The following is a 23304-nucleotide window of genomic DNA, read 5'->3' as shown; positions in this document are numbered from 1 at the left end:
GCCTACTTCGCGCTCACCTCGACCGAACCGAAGGCGGTGCGGCCGAAGCGTTCGGGGCGGTACATGTCCTCGATGGTGGCGCCGGGATGGACATAGGTGCCGGGTGAGACCGCCCGCACGGTGTAGGCCACGGTGAAGAAGGCGGATTGCTCGGGGCTGCGCTCGTAGGCCGCCACGAAACGATCGTCGCGGAACTCGGTGCTCACCGGCTGCACGTCCGACTTGGCGAAAGCGAGCCCCGCCAGGGCATCGGAATCGAGGAGCTTCGGATTGTCGATCTCCAGCCCGGCGGGCAGGCGGTCCACCAGCAGGAGGCGGCCGGCGCTGGCCTTGGCCTCGGCCACCTTAAGCACCACCACGAGGCGATCGTTCTGGCGAACTCCTTGCGTGAGATCCACCACCGTGCCGTCGAGGCGATGATAGGTTCGCTCGATGGAGTAACCCCGTGATTCCGCCGGCTCCGGCGCGATGGAATTGCCCGACACGCTCACCACCGTCTGGGCGGCGCCCGTCCCGTCATTGGTGATGGTGACGGGCCTCGCGTCGAGGGCGGGGGCGCGGTAGAGCCGCGAGACCGGGCCCGATTGCCGCGTGCCGTCGACGCTGAAGCTCAACGCTTCCGCGTCCTTGGCGAGCCCCTCGGCGGCAAGCACCATCCAGGCATTCTCCTGGGTGCTGGTGAGGCGTCCGCTGGCCCGCTCCTGGGTGATGACCTGACCCAACGGCCGGATCGTCTCGCGGGCGAGGCCCGTCTCGGCGGCGAGAGCGAGAAGGCCGGCCCCGTCGCGCAGGCGCGAGCCGTAATCGGCGCGATAGGTCGAGGTGTCGCGCGCGGATCCTAGCGCGGTCACCGCCGATTCGAACGCCTTGGCCGCGCGGCCCCGGTCGCCGAGAAGGGCGAGGGCGGCTGCGATCTGGCCGCGTCCGAGAGGGGTCGCGAACTCACCGAGCTTGGTGTCGGCGAGGTAGCGCAAGTCGCCCATCACCGGGCGCCCGTTCCGGGCCAGCACGTAGGCGGCGTAGGCGATGTCCATGCCGCCGTCACGCACCTCCGTGGTGTTGGCTACGGTGTTGCGCAGGCGGTCGAGGGCATTGGCGAAGGCGGTCTGCGGCACCGCGAATCCGCGTTCACGGGCGCGGGTCAGGAAGTCGGTGACGTAGGCGTTGAGCCAGACGTCGCTCGACCCCCCGACGCTCCACAGGCCGAAATCGCCCGAAGCGTCCTGGCGCGAGAGCACGCGGTCGATGGCCTCGCGCACTCGCTCGTCCACTTTGTCGTCGATGCCGAGCCTGTCGAGGGAGGCGAGCTTGTTGACGTAGAGGAGCGGCATCGCCCGGCTCACCGTCTGTTCCGAGCAGCCATAGGGATAGCGGTCCAGTGCCTGGAGCAGGGCGGGCACGTCGAGGGCGGCGAGCGAGGAGGCCGTCACCGAGACCGAGCCGGTGCCGGGGAGGATGTCGGCGAGGAGGTCGCCCGTCACCTGCATGGTGGCGCCGGGTTCGAGGGAACTCACCGAGCGGCGGACCAGGGCTCCGGTCCCGGGGCCGATATTCAGCGAGAAGCTCTGGCCGACGGTGCCGGTAATTCCGGGGCCGGAGAGGTTCACGTCGAGCCGCGACAGGCCGGGGCCGGCGGCGGTGATCGGGATCACCAGGGAGCCCTTGGCGCCGGCCTCCAGCTTCATGGTGCTGTGGACCGCGCCGGCCGAGACCAGGACCGGGCCGGTTAGGTCGAGATCCACGGTATAATCGCCGGCCTGTCCCTCGACATTGTCGATGGCAATGAAGAAGCGCGAGCGGTCGCCGACATTGAGGAAGCGCGGCAGGGTGCCGGTGAGCACGACGGGATCGCGGATGATCACGTCGGCCTGCGCGGAGCCGACCTTCGCCCTGCTCCAGGCGGTCACCATCACCCGGCCGGTGCCGTTGAAGGCGGGCAGGGGAAAGTCGACGCTGGCCCGGCCATCGGGGCCGACGCGGACCACACCGGAATAGAGCGCCAGCGGCGCCTGGGTCGGCGGAGAATCGGAGAGTTCCGCAGCACCGCCGTCACCGCCCGAGCGGATCGCGCCGAGCGTGCCCTGCATGCCGTCGATCAGGTATCCGTAGAGGTCGCGGATCTCCGGTCCCAGCGCCTTCTGGCCGAAGAAATAGCCGAAGGGATTGGGCGATTCGTAGCGGGTGAGGTTGAGGATGCCGACATCGACCAGGGCCACGCTGATCCGTGCTTCCTCGCCGGAGGAGAGACCAGCGAGCTGGATCGGCAGGGTCAGGGTTTCGCGGGGCCGCGTGGTCGCAGGCGCCCCTACGGTCACGGAGAGGCTGCGCTTGTCGGTATCCACCGAGAACCAGGCGAGGCCCAGTGCCCGGCCCGGCAGGCGCTTGGCCGCCTGGTCGAGGGGCCGGTAGGCGGTGGCGACGAGATAGGCGCCCGACCCCCATTCCGCCTTCACGGGAATATCCACGGTGGTCCCGCTGTCCGACACCGTGACGTCGAGGATGTCGTGGACCTTGTCGCTCACCACGGCGAGGGTGGCCGTGCCCTTGAAGCGCGGCTGGAGGCGCGCCCGCAGGGTCTCGCCAGCGGCATAGCTCGGCTTGTCGAGCTTGAGGTCGAGGAGATCGGGCACGTCCGCGGTCTCGGATCCGCCCCAGCCCACGGTGAAGGTGACGCTGACCGTGGCCTCGGGCCGGCCGGTGGCCAGGGCTTCGAGGCGGTAGGTACCGAAGCTGACCGTGGAACTGACCCGGCCCGGCGCGTCTGCGGCGAGGTCGAGCCGTCCATCGGCGATGCGCCGCGTCGAGGTGACCGGCTCGAACGACCAGCGCCCGCCTTCGCGGTACCATTGGTAGTTCCGGTCCACCTTGGACAGGGTCCAGGCGACGCCGTTCTGTGGGATCTTCCGTCCGTCGGGACTCGCCATGACCACGTCGAACGTGGCGACACCGCCTTCCGCGAGGTCGCCAGAAAAATTCTTGCGGATGGCAAGGACGGGGCCGGAAGGCAAGATCGGCAAGGTGAGGCTGCGGCTCAGCGCCCGTCCGCCCGGCTCGCCGACCTGCAGCGTGATCTTCGCCTCGGTGGGGCGCGGAGCGCTGAGTGCTTGGACCGGCACCGTCACGGTCGCCGATCCCTTGGCGTCGGTGGTGGCCTTGGCCTCGATCTCGGCCGAGGTCGCCTCCACCTTCTCGTCATCGAGGCCGATGGAGAACCCGTCGAGCCCCTTGATCCCGCTCGTCGCGGCGGCCTGGACCAGGACCGTGCCCGACACGTCGAGGCCCGAGCCCGGCGCGCCGTAGAGGTAGCGCGCGGCGACGTCGATGATCGCGGGCTCGCCCTTCGTCAGGGTCGGGCTCTTCGGGGTGAGGGTGACCTCCAGGCGCTCGGGCACGTAATCCTCGACGAGAAACGTGGCCTCGCCGACAGGTGGCGCCTTCGCATCGGTATAGGCGGCGATCCGCCAGGTGCCGTGCATCGCGCCCGGCATCAGGGCGAGGGGCAGGGCACGGCCGCCGAGGCCGGCATCGGCGACCTGGACGCGGCGATACTCGACCCCGTCCGGACGCTTCACCACCAGGGTGAGGGGAAGGTTCGGCACGGCGATGCCGGCGGCGTCACGCAGCAAGGCCGTAACCTGAACGGTCTCGCCGGAGCGATAGACACCGCGCTCGGGGAAGACATAGGCCTCCACCGCGCCCGGCTGCGGACGGCCCTTCACGCCCCGGTCGGTGAGATCGAAGGCGCTCTGAGAGAAGTCGAGGAAGCCGTAATCGTCGCCGAGTTGGGCGACGACGAGGCCGGGCGCGATCCCGCCCTCGCCGCGTGCGAGGCCCGGATCGAAGGCGACGTGGCCCTGGCCGTCGGTCTTCTTCGTCGCCAGCACCTCGTTGTTGCGGGCCACCAGACGGATTTCGGCGCCGGGAACCGTCTTCGCGTTGGCAAGCGAGCGGGCGAAGACGTGGATGCCGTCGCGGCCCTTGAAGGCGGTGAGGCCGAGATCCGAGACAACGAACCATTGCGTGGCCTGGGCCTCGTAGCCGCCATCCTCGTCCGTGGAGGCGGCGACGCCGCTGGCCTGGGCCAGCATGATGTAGATGCCGGGCTCCAGCTTGCCGACCGCCTGCAGCACCGGAAAGGCAGTGATGGCCTCGTGGTTCAGTTCGGCCTTGGCCGTATCGAGCGTGCCCTTCCAGACGCGGCTGCCCTTCTGATCGGCGATGGTCTTCGCGGTCATGCCGCTGAGCTGACCGAGGAACTCCTCCGAGCGCAGGGACGGCAGCAGGGCACGGTCGCCGACGCGCAGCACCTCCACGTCGATCTTCGGCGCGTTGACCGAGACCAGCGGCACGCCGGCCTGTCCGGTGCGCGGCAGGACGTAGTTGCGCCCGGTGAAACGCACCTGGGGCGAACGGTCCCGCACGTAGACTTCGTAATCGGCCGATTTCAGCAGAGCCTCGCCCACGGAGGACGGGATGCCCGAGCGCAGCACGAAGGCGTAGCGCTCGCCATGCTTCAGCCCGTCCACGCAGATCTGCTGCCCGCTGCCGGTGACGGCGGCGTTGGCGGCGCCCGAGACGGCGACGAAGGGCGTGAAATCGGTCTTAGGGGCTAGGCTTTCGGAGAACTGGAAGCAGACGCGCGGGGCGGCGGAGTCGGAATCGACCTTGTAGTCGAGGATGCGGAAGCCGTGCTCAGCGCGCAGACCCTCATAGGTTTCGCGCACCGTGGCATCGTCGGCGAGCGCAAGGCTGGCGCGGTAGGCCTCGAGCGAGGGCCGCCATTCGGATTCATCGGCATAGACCTCGCCCAATGTCGCCAGGGCCTCGGCCTCGGCGGTGGCACCGCGTGCCTTCAAGTAAGCCTGATAGGCGGCTGCCCGAGCCTGGCCGCGGAGGCGCTGGCGGAAGGAGTAGTCCCCGGTCTGGTCGTCATTGCCCACCGTGCTCGCAGCGCGGGCATAGGCGATCCAGTTCTGCGGGTCGCCCGCATCGGCGGCAATGGCCCCGGCGAGGGGCTTGAGGGCATCGGCCGGCTTCTCGGCCTCCACCAGGGCCTCACCCTCGGCGCGCAGCTTGGCCGCCGGTTTGGCGGGACCGGGGGCGGCCTCCGACCGCAACGTCGCCTCGAGACGGAAACCGTCACTGGCCAGCGCGTCACGCTGAAAAGCCTTGGGTAATGGCGCTGGTTTCGGGGGTGCGATCCGCGCCACCGGACGGTCGGGCGCCTGGGCGAGAGCCGGCATCGCGACCAGACCGCCGAGCGCCAGAGCACTGGCGAGAACGCTTCTGGCAAAGACGGTTATGGAAAAATGGGCGGTCGCGCGCCCGAGCCTGGTTGATCCCGACATCGCCCACCTCGTCTTCGGCGGCATCCGATCCCCCCTCGGTGCCGCGCCGGACCCTAGCACCTCGCGCGCGCGCCGCAATGACGCGCTCGCTCTGACGATCGGCTGGAAATCCGGCGATCCCTCTGTCACACCTTCGCAAACGGCATCGGCAAAAGGCCATCGGAGAGCGTGGACCATGACGCAGCGCGCGCGATTCGCAGGGGTTGCGGCGGCTCTAGCCCTCCTCGTCCTGCCGGTTCAGGCTCAAGGCCCCGCCCAGGCGCCTGCCCGTGCGGCACCGGCGGCCGACCCCGCCTTCGAAGCGGCGAAGGCGGCCTTCGAGCCCCTGCCGGAGCCGGACAGGAAGGGCCTGCAGGACGCCCTGGTCTGGACCGGCGACTACAACAGCGTCATCACCGGCACGTTTGGGCGCCGCACCTATGACGCCCTGCTCTCCTACCAGAAGCGTGCCGGCAACCCGGCGCCCGGCTTCCCGGACGCGAGGATGCGGGCGGCGATCCTCGCAGCCGGCGAGATGGCTCGGAAGGCGGCGCGCTTCACCGTGAAGCCCGATCCGGCGAGCGGCGTCATGATCGGCGTGCCTGAGCGGCTGCTCGCCAAGCGCAGCCCTCAGGCTGGCGGAACCCGCTGGCAAAGCGGGGATGGCCGCGTCACCCTCGACACCAAATCCTTCGCCCCGGAGGAGACCAGTCTCGATGCCCTATTCGCCCGCATCACCGCGCCGGGCTCCGACCGCAAGGTCACCTACAAGATCAAGCGGCCGGATTTCCTTGTGGTCACCGGCGAGACGGCGACGGGCAAATCCTACATCCGCTATGCCGCCGCTCCGGGGGGAGTTCGCGGCTTCACCATCGGCTACGACAAGGCCCTCGGGCCGGATCTGGACCGTCTGGTCATCGCCATCGCCAACAGTTTCGTGCCGTTCCCGGAGACGGCCGATGCGGCTCCTGCCCAGGTAGCGGCCAAGCCTGGTGGGACACTCGACAGGTCTACGCCGGCTCCGGCGGTGAAAGCCCTGCCGCCTCTGGTCCGCGCCGCTGTGACGACAGGGATCGGCCTCGTCGTCGCCCAGGGGCGTGTCCTGACAAGCTCCTCGGTCCTGGAGACCTGTGCGGCACCACGGATCGCCGGCGCGGCAGCACGTATCGTCAAGGTGGATGCAGGCCGCGGTCTGGCACTTCTCGAAGGGACCGGCGCGAAGGGCCGCGTTGCCACCCTGGCCTCGAAAGGGAGCGCGTTGACGCCGGGCGACGCGCTCGTGGTCCTGGGGGCCGATGGGGGAGGGGGGATCGCCGTCTCGTCGGGCCAAGCTGGCGGGGATCGGCTCTCCGCGCCGCTACAGCCCGGATCGTCGGGGGCCATCGTGCTCGACCGGGACGGAGCCCTGGCGGGTCTCGTCGCCCGCTATCCGTCGTCGCCCCGTCTCGTCGCCGGTGTGGCGCCGCCAATGAGCTACCCGATGGTCGATGGCCGCGTGGCCTTCGCGTTCCTGGCCGAGAACGGCATCTCGCCGGGGGCGGCCAGCGGCGGATCGGGTTCCACCCTCGGCGCGGTCGCCTCCAGGGTGGCTGACTCGGTGGTCGGCCTCACCTGTCCGTAGGGATCGCGCTGTCCCGGATGCATGGCCGGCGGGGCGCCGGAACGCCCCGCCGGTCCGGTCGTGCGGTCAGAGGCGTCCCGTGACCAGAAGCACGATCAGGATGATGATGAGGATACCGCCCAGACCGAAGCTCTGCCCGCGATAAGCGCCGCCACCGAGGAAGTTGCCGCCGCCGAGGACGGCGAGGATCAGAATGATGAGCAGGATGGTGGTCAGGGTCATGGGAAAGAAACTCCGGTCACGCCCAACCAACATTGCTTGAGCTTGACCGGTGCAACGTCCATCCGCCGATTCCGTTCAACGCGACCGCGTCACGATGATGCAGATTGATGACGGTGTTGCAGGAAAGTCGATTTCAGCCCCAGCCGCACGGTCGGACGGTCACGAGACGCACCCGTTGCCGTCCGGTATCAGGCCCGCCAGTCGGGGAGATCGCCCGCCGTTTCCGTGAGCCAGGCCGGCACCAGTAACCCGCGCTCGGTGAGGAAAGCCGGGTTGAACAGTTTAGATGCGTAGCGCGCCGCCCCGTCGCAGAGAATGGTCGCGATGGTGTGGCCGGGGCCGAGAACCCGCGCGAGCCGGATCGCGCCGGCGACGTTGATCCCCGATGAGCCGCCCAGGCTGAGCCCTTCCTCGCGCATCAGCCCGAACACGATGTCCAGGGCTTCCGTGTCGGGGATGCGGAAGGAATGGTCCGGCCGGAACCCTTCGAGATTGGCGGTCACCCGGCCCTGGCCGATCCCTTCGGTGATCGAGGAGCCTTCGGCCTTCAGCGTGCCGGTGGTGTAATAGGCATGTAGCGCCGATCCCTCTGGATCGGCGAGCGCGACGGTGATTCCGGGCTTGAGCGCCCGCAAGGCCTGGGCGGTGCCGGCGAGGGTGCCCCCCGTTCCGGCGGCGCAGACGAAACCGTCGATCCGACCCTCCGTCGCGGCGAAGAGCTCGGGGCCGGTCGTGTCCACATGCGCCTGGCGGTTGGCGACGTTGTCAAACTGGTTGGCGAAGAAGGCGCCGGCCGGTTCGGTCGCAGCGAGGCGCTCGGCGAGCCGCCGCGCCACATGCACGTAATTGTCCGGGTTGGAGAACGGCACGGCCGGGACCTCGACGAGGCGGGCGCCGGCGAGGCGCAGCGTCTCCTTCTTCTCGGCCGATTGCGTTTCCGGGATGACGATGACCGTGCGGTAGCCGCGGACCGAGGCGACCAGGGCGAGCCCGATGCCGGTATTGCCCGCCGTCCCCTCGACGATGGTGCCGCCAGGCCGGATCGACCCGCGCCGCTCCGCATCCGCGACGATGGACAGGGCCGCCCGGTCCTTCACCGACAGTCCGGGATTGAGGAACTCGGCCTTGCCGAGGATGGTGCAGCCGGTGAGGTCCGACGCCCTGCGCAGATGGATCAGCGGCGTTCCGCCGATGGCGGCGAGGACATCGCCGGAGAGGGAAGGGGTGCGCGTGGTCATGACGGGTCGGGCGTCTCCTGCGATGTGAGGAGCAACGAGCATGACCGACACGGCGTCCCGCGACCACCCACGATCACGCGGATCGCAGAAAGGTACGCCTATCGGTCGAGAAGGGGTTGCCAAGCTGAAAAGGAGATTCTAGACACCCCCACCGACGGCGGAGCGCACAACTCTCCCCCGGTCAGGTCGGCGCCCGTAGCTCAGCTGGATAGAGCACCAGACTACGAATCTGGGGGTCAGAGGTTCGAATCCTTTCGGGCGCGCCAACACTTAGCTAGGTTTCCAGTCTAGCTGAAACTGCCAGGAGCCATGCCACGGGTAACACCGCGAGCGCCCTGGGGAATTCACCCTACCCTATCTCATTCTTATCCTGCTTCATCGTTCAAGCGACTGACTCGCTGTCTGATCGATTCGGGCGTGCCTTTCCGTGCTGCGCCGTTCGGGACGGATGAAACCAAGGCTATTCTGACGCTTTGATCGATTGCGATCCGCCACCGGTAGGCGATCGTTGGCGAACGAAGCCGAAGGAGGGAAGGGTGCCGAGACGTGTCGCGGAGCTGAGGGGAGATCCGGCATTCGGTCAGGCCGTGCATGCGGTGCGGGGAGCCGCGAGTGTCTTAAGCGGACGTGCCGTTACGCAGGAGGAAGCGGAGCTGCTGGTGAGCTTCGCACTTGCCGCCTATGCGAATGCGGGCGGTCTGACCGAGCCCAGCCTGAGCCGCCTTTCGCAATTCTCGAACACGCTGCCGTCCGAAGAGAAGTTCGAGACCCTGCTGAAACACTGATGTGGTTTCGAGACTTGTCGAGCCAAGCGACAGAGGCCGGCTCTCGTCAAAGAGCCACCTCGCAAGATCCGATCTCCAACATCAGGACGCTTTCCGTGCAGGATACACCCGAAGCCGATAAGGCCGCGCGCGACATCGCGGAGAACGTTCTGGCTGCCTATGTCAGGCAGGTGAATTCGCGGATTCACCCGGGCGTCGAGCAGACCCTCGTCACGCGTCTGGCCGAGGCCATCCGTCCCCGGCTGGATGCTTCGGCGGAAGACCTTGTTGCGATCGCCAATGCGGTACTCGACGATGTCGAGTTGACCGCCCCCGAGATGCGCGGTCCCAGGATGACATCCCTGAACCCGATCGACAGATCCTTCACTGCGGCTTTGCGCTGACGGTCGGCGAAGCCGGCGAGAAGCGTCCCGCGCGTGGGGGCATGGTCCGAGCACCTGACGGGGGAGACCATCTGCCATGAACCGGAGCCGGGATACCTCCTCCACCGCTCTGGATGTGGTTGGCCGGCTGTCGGAGGTCTCGCGGCTCGCGGGCCAGCTGGCAGACCGTGTCCTCGGCGCCCAGATCGCCAGTCAACCCATTCCCGAAGCGCAGATCCATGCGCTGCTCGATGCCGCCATCATCCTCGATGCCTCTGCGATGAAGCTGCCACCGCTGCTCGAGCAGATGATCGGCAAGGTCGAGGATGACGAGAGGGACAATCCGGCGGCGGGTTGCAAGGCCGATGGTGCGGGGGGGACGCCGAGCGCCAGGCTTGGCCGTCGCCCCACTCCGAGGGGACAAAGGGCTGAGAGAACCCTTTGGTCGCGGGATCATCGACCGGTTTGTCCGAGTTGACCGATCACACCCATAGCACGGAGGCAGTTCCATGGCCGACATCCGTCATTCGCGCCCCGACCCTATCGAGCAGGGCGCGCAGGCCCGCATCCATGGTCATCCCAAGGATGCATGTCCCTATCCTCGCGATAGCGAGGAGCGTTTATCCTGGATGGAAGGGTATGACGGCACGCCGCGCGAGGAAGAGTCGGCCCGACCATCGTACGAAAGGCGTCTTTGAGCGGAAGCCAGTAACAAAGCGCGACGGACGGTCAGGCTGCCGTCCGCGCCTCGTAATGGAACGCGGCAATTTCATCGATCAGGTCGCGCTTCTGCTCATCGATCAGATCCGAGAGGATGTCGTCACCTTCCTGGTCGATGGCCGATACGAGGCGGATGTCGGGGAAAACTCCCTCGAACGTCACCAGTACTTCCGCCTGGGCGTAGGGATCATGGGGGTCGAGACAGTGATGGCTCATCATTGGGCAAACGGCGCTCACTTCGGTCAAGAACGAAAATGCCATACACGCGGTCCGCCCAGGATAATATATAGCATGATAATGCTTATTCGCGCATCGGGGCGGCACGCCGCCACGCTCTAACCCATCTTGGAGGGGAGCGGCGGCGCGTCGGATACCGCAACGCGGCCCCCGTTTCGACCGCAACGCGACCCCCTCTTCGACCGCCATCCATCGGTCCTTGGCCTCGGTCCGGCGGAACGGCGCATCCTCCCGATGGTTGTCGGCGCGGAGGGCCACCAATGCGCGCAGTGATTTTCGATATCGACGGGACGCTGCTCGACAGTGTCGACCTGCATGCCCAGGCCTGGGTCGATGCCTTCGCCCATTTCGGGGTGGAGACCGATCCCGCTCTGGTCCGGCGCCAGATCGGCAAGGGCGGCGACGAGCTGATGCCGGTCTTCCTGCCGCCGGATCGCGTCGCTCGCGAGGGCGAGACGATCGAGGCTTACCGCTCCGACCTGTTCAAGCGCGAGTACCTGGATCGGGTGCGGCCGTTCCCCGGGGTGAGAGCTCTGTTCGAGCGGATCAGGGCAGCGGATCTACGGATCGCCCTGGGGTCTTCGGGCAAGAAGGACGAAGTCGAGCATTATCAGGAGTTGCTCGGCATCGCCGACCTCGTCGACGTCGTTACGTCTTCGGATGATGTGGAGCGCTCCAAGCCCCATCCCGACATCTTCGAATCGGCCCTGAAGAAACTCGCGCCCCTCGAACCTCGATCGATCGTCGTGGTCGGCGATACGCCCTACGATGCGGAGGCCGCGGCCAAAGCCGGTCTCTCGACGATCGGCGTCCTCTGTGGCGGCTTCCCCGCTGCGGACCTGTCGAAGGCCGGCTGCATCGCGATCTATCGAGACCCGCAGGATCTGCTCGCCGGTTTCGATCGCTCTCCCCTCGTCGCCTGACATCGCCCCATCGGTCCGACACTCCGTCTGAGCGCAGGTCAGGGGCTCGCTTCGTCGCAGCCTGGAACAGGGGCGAGTGGTCGTTCTTATCAGAATGACGCTGCGCACCGCCTGGATGCGAAGTAATGGAGCCAATAAAGATGATGACGATTCGTCGAAGCCTTGCCGTAGCGGCGGCCGTACTCATTGCGGGTCCGGCTTATTCCCAAAGCAAGCCTCTGGCGCCACCGGCAACCGATGCGATGCCGCCGGTCGAGCTGACGGTTGCACTCGAGAATGGAAAGCCCGTCTGCAGTCCGGCCGAGTTGCGGCTGCCCGCCGACACGAATGTGGAGCTTCATATCGTCAGCACGGCGAACGCGCCCGTAACGATCACCGCCGAGGGACAGTTCGAGAACGCCAAGGTGCTGCACGCGGATGGCGACCTCGTCCACGTCATGAGCGAGAAGGGCTACACCGTGAAGCAGAACGGCAAGGGCGTGCTGCGGTTGCGGACGATGAAGGCGGGCGAGACCGCCTATGGCTGCACCAGCACCCGTAATGCCGATGCCCCCTTCGTCGGCAAGCTGATCCTGACGCCACCCGCCGGATGACCAGATGGCGCTCCGGCTCAAAGCCGGGCGCCGTCATCCTCTTGGCCGGCTGCCCTGCCTCTGGCAACTCTTCGGAGATCAGCCTGTCCGGCCACCATTCTCAGTGTCGTTAAGCTATGTCTTAACCGGAAAGCCTCAAGAACCCAGTCTTGAGCGCTGTCGATGCGAGCCATCGCCCTGACCGGCCATCACGGCGCGAACAATCATGCTCGATTGTGAAGGCGCGAGACAATGGCCGTACCGGGTTCATCATCAGCCAGCCGCAGCGACGGTAAGACAGCCCTGCTACTTCAGTTTCAGGATCGCGACGGGACGTATCATTTCGCCGGCGACGATCATATCGATGGTGTTCTGATCGGGTCGAAATGGACAATCGGCACGCTGACCTACAGCTTTCCGACGAGCGGGAGCTTCTACGAAGGGTCCGGCTACGAGAGTACCAAGGGGAGTGTCCCGGACCAGAGTGGCGACCCCGTCTATCACCTGCCGTTCAACCCACAGCAGCAGGACGCGACGCGCTACACGCTCGATCTCGTTGCCTCCTACACCAACCTGAAGTTCCATGAGATCACCGAGACAGCTACGACCCATGCCGAGCTGCGCCTCAGCCAGACCTCTTGGATCGATGAAGAATCGGCCCACGCCAATTTTCCGTCGAGCAATCTCCAAGCCGGGGATGTCTGGTTCGGAACCTATACCGATCAGCCGTTCTACAGTGTTCCGGCACTCGGAAACTGGGGGCAGGCAACGAACATGCACGAGATCGGGCATGCGCTCGGCCTGAAGCATGGCCATCAGGATTATACATACGCGCCCTTGAATGCCGAACTCGGCCTTGCCGGCAGCCCGCCCCGCTACGGTACGGCGGCGCTTCCGCTGGAGAAGGACGGACAGGATTGGTCCCTGATGACCTACCGGTCCGACCCGACCAATCTCGGCGTCTCATTCGAGGGTGAGGGATTCAACCAGCCGCAGACCTACATGCAGGACGACATCGCCGCCCTGCAGTTTCTCTACGGCGCCAATTTCGCAACCAATAGCGGAAACACGACCTATCGCTGGGACACCAAGACCGGCGAGCTGTCGATCGACGGAATCGATCAAGCCGCTCCCACCGCCAACAAGATCTCGATGACGATCTGGGACGGCAACGGCCGCGATACCTACGATCTCTCCAATTATGCGACCGCCCTGGACGTGGATCTGCGCCCGGGGGCCTTCTCGACCTTCTCCGCCGCGCAACTCGTGAACCACCAGGCCTATAGCGGCGGTGACGCGATTGCGGTCGGCAACGTCGCCAACGCGCTCCTGCACCAGGGCGACCTCCGCTCCCTGATCGAGAACGCCATCGGCGGCCGGGGGCATGACCGGATGGTCGGAAACACGGCCGACAACCGCCTCGACGGCGGTCTCTCCTCCGACAAGATGTTCGGCCTGACCGGGAACGACACCTACCTCGTCGACAATGGGCGCGACGTGGTGGTGGAGTGGGCCGGGCAAGGGACCGATTACGTGCGGAGCAGCGTCTCCTACGCGCTCGGTGAGAATGTCGAGCACCTGATCCTCATCGGCAATGCCGCGACGAAGGCCACCGGCAACGATGTGGCGAATGCGTTGCGCGGTAATGCGGGCGACAACGCCCTCAATGGCGGGTCCGGACGCGACCGGCTCTACGGCAACGACGGTGCTGATACGCTCCTCGGCGGCCTGGGCAACGACCGGCTCGAAGGCGGCGCCGGCAACGACAGGCTCTATGGCGGTTGGGGCAACGACGTTCTCATCGGCGACAGGGGCGACAACGTCCTGATCGGCGGGCGCGGAGACGACCAGTTCTTCCTCGGCGCGGGAGCCAACCGCTCGGTTTTCGACATCCATTCGGGACACGACACGCTGTTCGATTTCAGCGCCTCGAGCGGTGACCGGATCGATCTCTCCGGGCAGAGCTATGCCGTCGGGCGATCCTCCGACGGCTATGCCCTGCTCACCCTGTCGGGCGGCGGTACGGTCGAGCTCGACCATATCCGAGTCTCGCAGGTCGATTCGGGTTTCTTCGTCTAAGAACAGACCTCGCTGAGTCTGACTCATCGAGGCCTGCCCGCGCGACGGCGCGGGGGCGGTCGCGCGCCGGATCTCACTGATCCTGACCTATGGGTCAGGGTCGGTGAGACCGGGTATGAGGCCGTTCATGCCGCATGGTCCGCTTGCAAACCCCATCTCGCTATGGCGGCCGATTGCCGTGCCGCCCGGTCACTCGGTCGCTGGGCGTTTGTTCAAGGGGCTCTCAGGGGAAAGGCGGCCGATTTCTCGCTGCTCTTCCACAATGACCGATAAAAGCCCCGCAATGCCGGGTGAGACCTGTTCGCTCTCTTCGGTATACAAACAAATCGATGACTATCGCCGAATATTAGCCGCCAAATAAAGTAAGAATTAATTAATACTTAAGCTTCGTGGGCGATATCGCGCTTGCACATGCAAATGGAGGGCGCAGTCTTCCATGGGTAAGACGGCAACGAATAGGCTATATAATGCTACTTAACAGGGCCGTGAAAGCAGCGACCTCTCGCAATACTCTCTTCGGAGGATTTTCCGGCGTCGCCTCCAAAGCGACGGCGTCGATCGTGATCTCCCTGTTCCTGGTCCTGATCTGCCTGTCGCTATACTTGTTCACGAGCCAGTCTCAGGAAGTCGAGAGGGCGGTCAGGCTGAGCGCCACCAATCTCGGAAACGCCGCGTCCCGGAACGTCAGCAATTGGCTGATCGGCAAATCCGACTTGGCGGAAATGGCCACCCAGCAGATCGTCAAGGGAATGGACGACCGTCAGATCGACAAGGTTCTGGGATCGCCGGCCATGACCAAGTCGTTCATTCTCAGTTCCTTCGGGGACGTCCGGGGGAACTACACGAAGATCCCGAAGGGCCCCATCAGGCCAGGATACGATGCACGCGAGCGTCCCTGGTTCAAGGCTGCGGTCGAAGCCGGGGGCGTCGCCATGACGGACCCCTATATTGCCGCCAGCACCCAGGAAATGACCATCACGATTTCAGCGCCGGTCTATGACGAGACGAAGGAGCTGTTCGGCGTGATCGGCAATGACTTCAGTGTCGATGTCCTTTCGAAGATGATCAACGAGGTCGATATCGGTGGTTTCGGCTACGCCTACCTGGTTTCGAAGACCGGAAAGATCCTCGTCCATTCAAAGGCCGAGCTCCTCGGAAAGCCGCTTTCCGACTTGGTCTCCGGACCCCTCCCGCCGATCGGACCGGCTTTCACGGAGGTGACGGAGGAGGGCCGCTCTACGCTCATGACCTTCGTTCGCGTGCCCAACCTGCCGCCCGCGATGGAATGGTACGTCGCCTTGTCGATCGATCAGGCCAAGGCGTTCGCCCCCGTCCAGCGCCTCAAGTTCGTGATGATCGTCGCAACGCTCTCGGCCCTGGTCATCATGGCCCTCGTCGTCAGCCAGCTCCTGTCACGCACGGTCGCCCGTCCGCTGGGAAGTCTCGTGAAGGTTCTGGAGCACATGTCCGCCGGTCACATCGACACCGAGATCGAGGCCGCCGCCCGGAACGACGAGATCGGCGCGGTCGGGAGAGCGGTGGAGGGCATCAAGACGATGGTCGCCCAGAAAGCCGCCGACGTGGCCGACCGTGACCGGATCGCAAAGGAAGCCGCTCTCCGCGAGCGCCAGAGGACGATGATGGAGATGGCCGACGATTTCGAGAAGTCCTTCAGCAGTGTCATCGGGCTCGTCGCCTCGTCGGCCACGGAGCTTCAGGCCACGGCCCAGACGATGACATCGGCCGCCAGGCAGACGGCCGGTCGGTCGACCACCGTGGCGGCGGCGGCCGAGGAGGCGGCGACCAACGTCAACACCGTCGCGGCCGCGGCCGAGGAACTGGGATCGTCCGTGCAGGAGATCGGCCGTCAGGTCGATGGCTCCGCCAACCTCGCGCAATCCGCCGTGTCCGAGGCCAGCGAGACCCGCCGTCTCGTGGAGGAACTGAGCGGCAGCGTCGCGCGCATCGACGCGGTGGTCGAGATGATCTCGACGATCGCGAGCCAGACGAACCTGCTCGCCCTCAACGCCACCATCGAAGCGGCGCGGGCCGGGGAAGCGGGACGCGGATTTGCCGTCGTCGCCGCTGAAGTCAAGGAACTCGCCAACCAGACGGCCCAGGCCACCAAGGAGATCTCCGGGCAGATCGCGCGTGTCCAGGGCTCCACCGAGCAGACGGTCCACGCGATCGGCGAGATCGCAGGCCGCCTCCAGGAGATCAATGGTGTCGCGACCGCCATCGCTTCCGCGGTGGAAGAGCAGGGGGCGGCGACCCAGGAGATCGTGCGGAACGTGGCCGAAGCGGCGGCCGGAACGAAGGAGGTGACCTACAACATCTCCGGCGTGGCAGGCGCCGCCGAGGAAACGGAAGCCGCCGCCGCCCAGGTGCTCGTCTCGGCGTCCGAACTCTCGCGTCACTCCGAGTATCTCTCGAGCGAGGTCGGCCGCTTCCTGGCGACCGTGCGGGCCGCCTGAACCCGAGGGCAACACGTCGTCGGGTTTGGACGGACGAAAATGGAAGGGGTGGGACGCCACGGGACGGCGTCCCACCCCTCGTGCCGTTGGAGGAGCCGGACGGCGCCGGCCAGACCCAGCCTCACCCCGCCCCCGCCTCCACGACCCTGACCACGCTGCGGCCGTTGCCGCGCTTCTCCACCCGGACCTGCACGGCGATGCGCTCGATCATCGCCGCCACATGGGTGATGACGCCGACCTTGCGGCCACGGCCCTGGAGCGTCTCCAGGGCGTCCACGGCGAGGTCGAGGGTCTCGGCGTCGAGGGAGCCGAAGCCTTCGTCGATGAAGAGCGTGTCGACGAAGGAATCGCGGCCCTCCAGGCCCGACAAGGCGAGGGCGAGGGCGAGGGAAACGAGGAAGCGCTCGCCGCCCGACAGGCTGCGGGTGGCGCGCACCTCCTCGCCCATGTCGCGATCGACCACGTGGAGGGAGAGGTTGGCCGGGTCGCCGCGCACCAGCCGGTAGCGCGGGCTCAAGGCCAGCAGGTGCTCGTTGGCGAGCCGGACCAGATGCTCCAGCGTCACCCCTTGCGCGAAGAGGCGGAACTTGATGCCGCTGGCCGAGCCCACGGCGTCGTTCACCGCCTCCCAGACAGAGAAGTCGGCGCGTGCCTCGGCGATCGCCGCCTCCAGCCCCGCCGCGCGCAGGCGCGCCGCGTCGTCCCGTTCGAGATCGGCCGTGATGGCGCCGAGGCCCTGTTGATGGGCGGTGATCGTCTCGCCGAGGCCGGACGCTGCCGCTTGCGTGGCAGGCCCGTCGATCTCGGGCGCGTCGAGCAGGTTTGCGAGGTCGGCCCGCCGCGTGGCGAGGGCGGTCTCCGCTTCGCGGGCTTCCGCCATGCGCGCATCCACGGCGAGGCGCAGGGAGGAGCGGATCTCCGGCGCGAGGGCGAGGGCCTCCCGCACGGCCTCGACACTGCGCGGGGCGCAGGCGGCCGTGAAGACGGCATCGGCTTCCTCGCGCAGCCGCCGGGCCGCGTCGCGGGAAGAGGTCCCGTGCTCTGCCGCCGTCACCGCCGAGGCGAGGGCGGCATGGGCGGCGGCGCGGGCTTCCTCCGCCCGTTTCAACGCATCGCGGGCGCGCTTGCGCGCGTCGTTGATCCGGGTCCGATGCAGGCCGGTCTCCTCGCCGCCGAGGAGAGGCGCGCGTTCGGCCCGCAGCTCGGCGAGCTTTTCGGAGCGGGCCAGCGCCTGGCGTCCGGCCGCGTCCGCGGCGGCACGGGTGAAGCCCAGGGCCTCGACCGCGCCGGCACGACGCGACGCGAGGGCCTGGACTTCCCGGTCGAGCTCTTCGCGCTGCCGGTCGAGGGCGCGGTGCACGGCGGCAATCTCGGCCACGCGCTTGCCCGCGCCGGCCCCGTCCCGGTCGAGATTGGCCAGCGACAGGCCGGCGCCCGCCAGATAGGGCGCGATCTCGCGGCCGAGGGAGTCGAGCCGCTCCGTATGGCCCGAAACGCGGACCGTCCCGCCGTTGGCGGTGAGTTCGGCGAGACGCAGGGCCTCGCGCTCGGCGGCGCGGGACAGTTCCGCCGCCTCGATTTCCCGGCCACCGGCCTCGATCCGCGTCGCGACGGCGTCGATCTCGCCGCGCAATGTCCCGGCCCGCTCCAGCGCGGCCAGCAGCGGCGCGCGTGCGACCTTGAGGGTGTCGATCAGGCCCGTGAGCATGGACACCGCCTCGGCATCGAGCCTTGTCGGGACATGTCCGCCGACCGCCGCATCGCCATGGGTGGCGAGGAGGTGCGGGTGGAGAAGCGCATAGGCGGCGTTGGCGCGGTCCAGCGTCTCGATGGCGGCTGCCGCTGCCTGCTCGGTATTGCTCAACCTCGCGCCGGCGGCGGCGCGTGCCGACGCGGCCTCCGCCTGGGATTGTCCGGCGGCGGCGATGGCCGCATCCTGCTCGGCACGTTGGGCCTTCAGCGCCGCCGCGACCCGCCCGAGCCCATCCTGATCCTGGTCCCGGGCATGCGGGTGATCGGTGGCGCCGCAGACCGGGCAGGGCTGATCCTCGATCAGCAGGCTGCGCAGATGCGCGGCCTGCTGCGAGACGGCCTCCTCGGCGAGCTCCGCCAGAGGGGCGACGGCCTTTCGCAGCTCGACCGCGCGGGCCTGCCGGGCGGCGGCCTCTTCGCTGGCCGACCGCGCGGATTCTAGGGCCAACCTCGCGGATTCCGCCTCGGTCCTGGCCCGTTCGAGGGCGAGGGACGCCTCCGCGTGGCTGCGCGCGAGGGGCAGCGCCTCGCGCAGCTGCTCGGCGAGCCGGTCGATCGTGCCTGAGCGCGCCCGTGCCGAGGCTTCGCCGACCTGTTCGAGCTCGGTGCTCAGCGCTGCCCGGCGCTCGGCCGCTTGCGTCCGCGCCGCCTTCGCCTGTGTGATCGCCCGGTCCCCCGTGGCGATCGATGCCGAGAGGCGGGAGGCCTCGTCCGTGGCCTTGCGGAGATCGGCCTTGGCCTGGGCCAGTTCCGCGCCGAGGCTCGCGCGCTTGGCAAAGAGCTGCTCGGCCTCGTTCGTCCGTTGGGCGAGAAAAGCCCCGCCCGTATCGGCCGCGAACCGGGCGGCGACGTCGCTGCGCGCGGACGCCGCCGCCGCGTGACTGGCATCCAGATGGGCCAGCGCCGTCTGTGCCTCCAGAGCCTTCGCCTTGGCGGCGTCGGCCGCCTCGGCGGCAAGGGCGGATTCGGTGGCGGCCTCGCCGATCCGGGTGTCGAGTTCGGCCGCCCGCGTCCAGACCGGCCCCAGCGCCTTGAACCCGGCTTCCGACGCCTCGTCCGCCTTGGCGGCCTCGTCATGAGCCACCCGCGCGGCTTCGGCCCGCGCTTCGGCCTCGCCGCGCGTCGTCAGGGCCAGTGCCAGGGCGGCTTCGGCGGCGGCGAGATCCCGCTCTGCCCGAGCCGCATTTCTCGCCGGCTCGCGAAGGGGCTCGACCGCGTCGAGCTCGGCCAGGCGAAGGCTGTCGGGCCGATGGATGTCCAGGGCCTCGCGCGCCAGGGCGAGGCGGGCTTCGGCCGCCGCCACCTGACCCCGTGTGTCGGCGATGCGCCGTGCATGGGCCAGCGCCGCGTTCAGCTCCGCCAGTTGGCCGGAAAGGTCCGCCACCTCGGCGAGGAGCCGCGCCCGTTCAGCGTGTTTCTCCGCCCGCGCCGCCTCGTCGAGGAGGCCGACGGCGTCGCGATGAGCCTCCAGCTCCTTCACCTTGGCGCGCTCCGCCTCGGTGCCGGCATGAACCCGTTTCGAGATCTCGGAATAGATCGCCGTGCCGGTGATCTTCTCCAAGAGTTCCGCGCGCTCGCCCTCGGCGGCAAGGAGGAACGCGTCGAACTCCCCCTGGGCCAGCAGGACGGTGCGGCGGAACTGGTCGAAGGTGAGGTCGGTGAGGTCGCAGATCGCCGCATCGACCATGCCGGCCTTGCTGTCGCCGACGGAGCTCCCATCCGCCAGCCGGGTGAGGGAGCGCGTCTTGTTCTGGAGACGGCCATTGGCCTTGCCGCGCGCCCGGTAGACCGACCATCGCGCGCAGTAGCTCTGCCCGTCCCGGCCGATGAAATCGACCTCGGCGAAGCCCTCCGTCGCCCCCCGCCTCAGGATCGCCCGCTCGTCGCCGATGGTGATGGGATCGCCGCCGGGATCGGGCGCGCGCTCGCGGCCGCTCGTGGCGACACGCGGATAGCCCCCGTAGAGCGCGAGGCAGAGGGCGTCGAGGATGGTCGACTTGCCCGCCCCCGTCTCGCCGGTGATGGCGAAGATCCCGGTGGCGCCGATGGGGCCGCCGGACAGGTCGACGGAGAAGGGAGCCGCCAGGCTCGCGAGATTTTCGCCGCGTATCGCCAGGATGCGCAAGGGTCGTGGCCTCGTCTCAAGAAGTCAGGGGGATGCGGGGAAGGGTGTCATAGCCCAGGATGACGAGCGGACGAGGGTGATGCAGACGCCGCGCAACGATGTCCACACGCGGCGGGATGGCGGCAGGGCTTCGAACTCGGGTGAACGGGATGTGGCATGACACTGAACAAGCCAGGTCGTCATTCCGGGTCCGCATCGCGGAGCCCGGAATCGAGAGCCGCTCCGTGGGCTCGATAGGGCACGCCCGGCGGATCTGGCTCGCACGCCTCTGGCGCGGCCCTCCGGGTCCGGGCTCGCTTTCGGCGCTCCGGAATGACGGCGCGGGTGTCACAATCGGTGTGAACGGTCCCGCAGACCGGATGGCATCGACCCGAATTCGGAGCTCTTGGGATGGCGGACGCGCAAAGTCGCTCATCTTGACTGCGCCCCCTCGGAGAACGCCGGGAGGAAACGACCGGTCTCTTCGGAGGAGATAACGAGATCGAAGAGTGCGGCGTCTGCCTCGTGCCGCGCTTGGAAGCTCTTCGGCGCCTGTCATGAAGCCACATCTCACGACCTTATCGCCGACGACCCATCCGCAATCCACCCAAGCCAGCCGTAGAACGGACAGACAGGTCCCGCCCCAACACCACCGTGAGAAGCAGTTTTTGTCGGGCTCGAAAGCCGACATAGGAACATGGCTCCACCAATCCTAAGGGAGGCTGGAGTGTGACATCGCGCCACAAACGATGCGATGAGACGCTACGCCAAGACTTCCGAGCGCAACAGTAGAATCCCTTCATATGCGTCTGTCGCGCATCGTGCTAATGCCTCTCGAAATATTTAATTAAGAGGGGGGAAATGCAATGGCTAACTCGGTAAGCAAAGGGCTGAAGTTCGAATATTTCGACGCGGCCTTGAACGTTGCAAATCTAGCCGTCAACTTGGTCTCGCTGATTCCTGGTGTCGAACTCCCTAAAGAATTGACCCAGCTCTTCGGTGGTGCAGACACGGATCCGACCGTGGAACGCCTGGATGAAATGAGCGAGCAGCTCGATCAGATCGTCGAGCTGAACAAAAAGGTACTTGCGGCAGTCGATGAAGTTAGGAACGACATCGATCGAAATATTCTATCAAATATCAAGTCCGACGTAAGCGATGCTAAAACTTACGTCCATCAGTACCTAACAACAAGCGATCCTGAACTGGCAAACAGCTACCTGTTTGAGGCGGAAAGACTCTCGACATCTGCGGTCACACGGGCAAAGAACTATCTTTTGGATAGCAATGCCGATGCCGCCATTGCCGTTCCGGCGCTGTTATCCGCAATTACCACTCGAATTGCCGTCATTCGCGAGATCGGCGATGGGGCAACGTCCAGCGCACAATATAAAGAGACATTGCAGACGGCAATTGAATCGCTGTCCACGGGTATCGAAAAGTTCGAAGAGTCCGCTCAGAACAATATGCCGGCGAAGCTCGATGTGTATGAGAGGCAATCCGGTGGTTTCACGCAAGTATGGATCAGGGTTTCCTACGAGCCGGCGTCCGGATCGATTTTTCAGGCCGAAATATTCGCAGGGGATAAGGGGACTGCATCGGTACAGCAGATGCTCGATGCGACAACCCTCATTTACGCCAATGGATCTCAATCCTTAAGAGAAGTGACTGATTATAGTGCCATCAAGGATCTATACATAAGGCGAGCACCTGTAGAGCAAACAACAAAACCGAACTTTTTGACTGATTTCAATAAATTAGAAGAATATACCTTCAACAATTATTTCAGAGAAGCAAGAGGCATTGAAAAGCTCGAAAAAGCTGCCGCTGCCCTGCTGAGCTTGACGCAAGGTCAGCATATCAAGGGTACGAACAACGACGACACCAATCTTCGGGCTGATTCGAGCCTCGATGTGATCACCACCAAATGGGGTGAGAAGTTGCTCGCCCCTCACACGCTTGAGGGCCTGAAAGGCAACGACACCCTCTTCGGCGGCCAAGGCGGCGACACGCTCCGGGGCGGCGGCGCCGGGATCGTCTACAGCGCAGAGGGCGACGGCAACGATACCCTTCACGGCAACGGCGGCGACGACATCCTGATCGGCGGCACGGGCAACGACCGGCTCGACGGCGGCGTCGGCGACGACCGTATGGACGGCGGCGACGGCGTCGACATCGCGAGCTACAAATCGGCGAAGGCCGGCGTGATCGTGTCCCTCGATGAGCAGGACTGGCAGGCGGTCGTCCCAGAAAAGACGATCGTGTTTCAACCAGACCCTTTCCCCTCCGAGGGGGGAGTCATCATCACCCCCCCTCCCATCATAACAACGATCCCGGCGGAAAAGGACCGCCTCCTGAACATCGAGAACCTCGAAGGCAGCGAGTTCAGCGATCGGCTCACGGGTGACGAAGGGAAAAACGTCATCCTCGGTTTGGCCGGCAACGACATCGTCAACGGCGGTAGGGGCGCGGACCGGATGGCGGGCGGCGTCGGCAACGACACCTACGTGGTCGACAACGCCGGGGATGTCGTCGTCGAGGCGGCCAATGCCGGCACAGACACTGTCCGCTCGTCCGTCAGCGTCACGTTAGCGGCCAATGTCGAGAACCTGACACTCACCGGCACCGCCGCCATCAACGGCACCGGTAACGCGCTGGCCAACACGATCCTGGGCAATGGCGGCGCCAACATCCTCGACGGCAAGGCTGGAGCCGACACGCTTCAGGGGCACGGCGGCAACGATATCTACTATGTCGACACTGCGGGCGACCGCGTGTTCGAGGTGGCGGATGGCGGCACCGACCGGGTGCTGACGAGCATCAGCTACGTGCTCGGAGCCGGTCAGGAGATCGAGCGGCTCGGCACGACGAGTGAGGCCGGCACCACC

Annotated in this window: 15 protein-coding genes and 1 tRNA gene; 11 read left to right on the top strand and 5 right to left on the bottom strand. The window is 66.5% G+C overall.

Translation table 11 applies throughout. The features are described 5' to 3' along the window. Positions 1-2: 2 nt before the first annotated feature. Positions 3-5243, bottom strand: coding sequence for an alpha-2-macroglobulin family protein (locus AC0IXR_RS15785; protein WP_471761585.1), 5241 nt, complete (start codon positions 5241-5243; stop codon positions 3-5). Between the two features lie 280 nt (positions 5244-5523). On the opposite strand from AC0IXR_RS15785, the gene AC0IXR_RS15780 reads away from it, so the two are divergent. Then, positions 5524-6948: a serine protease gene (locus tag AC0IXR_RS15780; RefSeq protein WP_471761409.1), complete on the top strand. Its 1425-nt coding sequence runs from the start codon at positions 5524-5526 to the stop codon at positions 6946-6948. Between the two features lie 66 nt (positions 6949-7014). Here AC0IXR_RS15780 and AC0IXR_RS15775 read toward each other — a convergent pair whose 3' ends face one another. Together AC0IXR_RS15775 and AC0IXR_RS15770 are read right to left on the bottom strand one after the other, a co-directional pair. Next, a complete protein-coding gene (locus AC0IXR_RS15775) occupies positions 7015-7170 on the bottom strand; it encodes a hypothetical protein (protein ID WP_018046049.1) in 156 nt (51 codons plus the stop codon). 188 nt (positions 7171-7358) lie between these two features. Then, entirely contained in the window at positions 7359-8408 is a 1050-nt protein-coding gene (locus tag AC0IXR_RS15770; RefSeq protein WP_471761408.1) for a cysteine synthase A, read from the bottom strand. 189 nt (positions 8409-8597) lie between these two features. Here AC0IXR_RS15770 and AC0IXR_RS15765 point away from each other — a divergent pair. From AC0IXR_RS15765 to rmf, 5 genes are all read left to right on the top strand, one after another. After that, positions 8598-8674: transfer RNA gene (locus tag AC0IXR_RS15765), tRNA-Arg, on the top strand. A gap of 270 nt (positions 8675-8944) precedes the next feature. Beyond that, a complete protein-coding gene (locus AC0IXR_RS15760) occupies positions 8945-9193 on the top strand; it encodes a hypothetical protein (RefSeq protein ID WP_461221869.1) in 249 nt (82 codons plus the stop codon). A 95-nt stretch (positions 9194-9288) separates the two neighbouring features. After that, positions 9289-9576, top strand: a complete 288-nt coding sequence (locus tag AC0IXR_RS15755) for a hypothetical protein (protein WP_311276875.1) — start codon at positions 9289-9291, stop codon at positions 9574-9576. Between the two features lie 76 nt (positions 9577-9652). Beyond that, positions 9653-10033, top strand: a complete 381-nt coding sequence (locus AC0IXR_RS15750; RefSeq protein WP_471761407.1) for a hypothetical protein — start codon at positions 9653-9655, stop codon at positions 10031-10033. A gap of 31 nt (positions 10034-10064) precedes the next feature. After that, a complete protein-coding gene (gene rmf / locus AC0IXR_RS15745; protein WP_082470600.1) occupies positions 10065-10253 on the top strand; it encodes a ribosome modulation factor in 189 nt (62 codons plus the stop codon). 31 nt (positions 10254-10284) lie between these two features. Here rmf and AC0IXR_RS15740 read toward each other — a convergent pair whose 3' ends face one another. Continuing rightward, positions 10285-10536 (bottom strand): hypothetical protein, encoded by a 252-nt coding sequence (locus tag AC0IXR_RS15740; protein WP_471761406.1) that lies wholly within the window; start codon positions 10534-10536, stop codon positions 10285-10287. Between the two features lie 236 nt (positions 10537-10772). Between AC0IXR_RS15740 and AC0IXR_RS15735 the strand changes: the two genes are divergently transcribed. From AC0IXR_RS15735 to AC0IXR_RS15720, 4 genes are all read left to right on the top strand, one after another. Next, entirely contained in the window at positions 10773-11435 is a 663-nt protein-coding gene (locus tag AC0IXR_RS15735; protein ID WP_207411069.1) for an HAD family hydrolase, read from the top strand. A gap of 140 nt (positions 11436-11575) precedes the next feature. Next, a complete protein-coding gene (locus tag AC0IXR_RS15730) occupies positions 11576-12028 on the top strand; it encodes a cupredoxin domain-containing protein (protein WP_156467635.1) in 453 nt (150 codons plus the stop codon). 231 nt (positions 12029-12259) lie between these two features. Continuing rightward, a complete protein-coding gene (locus AC0IXR_RS15725; RefSeq protein ID WP_471761405.1) occupies positions 12260-14086 on the top strand; it encodes a M10 family metallopeptidase in 1827 nt (608 codons plus the stop codon). A gap of 560 nt (positions 14087-14646) precedes the next feature. Next, a complete protein-coding gene (locus AC0IXR_RS15720) occupies positions 14647-16560 on the top strand; it encodes a methyl-accepting chemotaxis protein (RefSeq protein WP_471761404.1) in 1914 nt (637 codons plus the stop codon). A 121-nt stretch (positions 16561-16681) separates the two neighbouring features. Here AC0IXR_RS15720 and AC0IXR_RS15715 read toward each other — a convergent pair whose 3' ends face one another. Then, the gene (locus tag AC0IXR_RS15715; RefSeq protein WP_471761403.1) at positions 16682-20437 is read right to left on the bottom strand and encodes an AAA family ATPase; all 3756 of its coding nucleotides are present in this window, start codon (positions 20435-20437) and stop codon (positions 16682-16684) included. A gap of 845 nt (positions 20438-21282) precedes the next feature. Between AC0IXR_RS15715 and AC0IXR_RS15710 the strand changes: the two genes are divergently transcribed. Further along, the coding region (locus AC0IXR_RS15710; RefSeq protein ID WP_471761402.1) for a calcium-binding protein at positions 21283-23304 on the top strand (2022 nt) is incomplete at its 3' end.

Source organism: Methylobacterium sp. AC832, from assembly GCF_979256025.1.
This window is presented reverse-complemented; position numbering and strand designations above follow the sequence as displayed.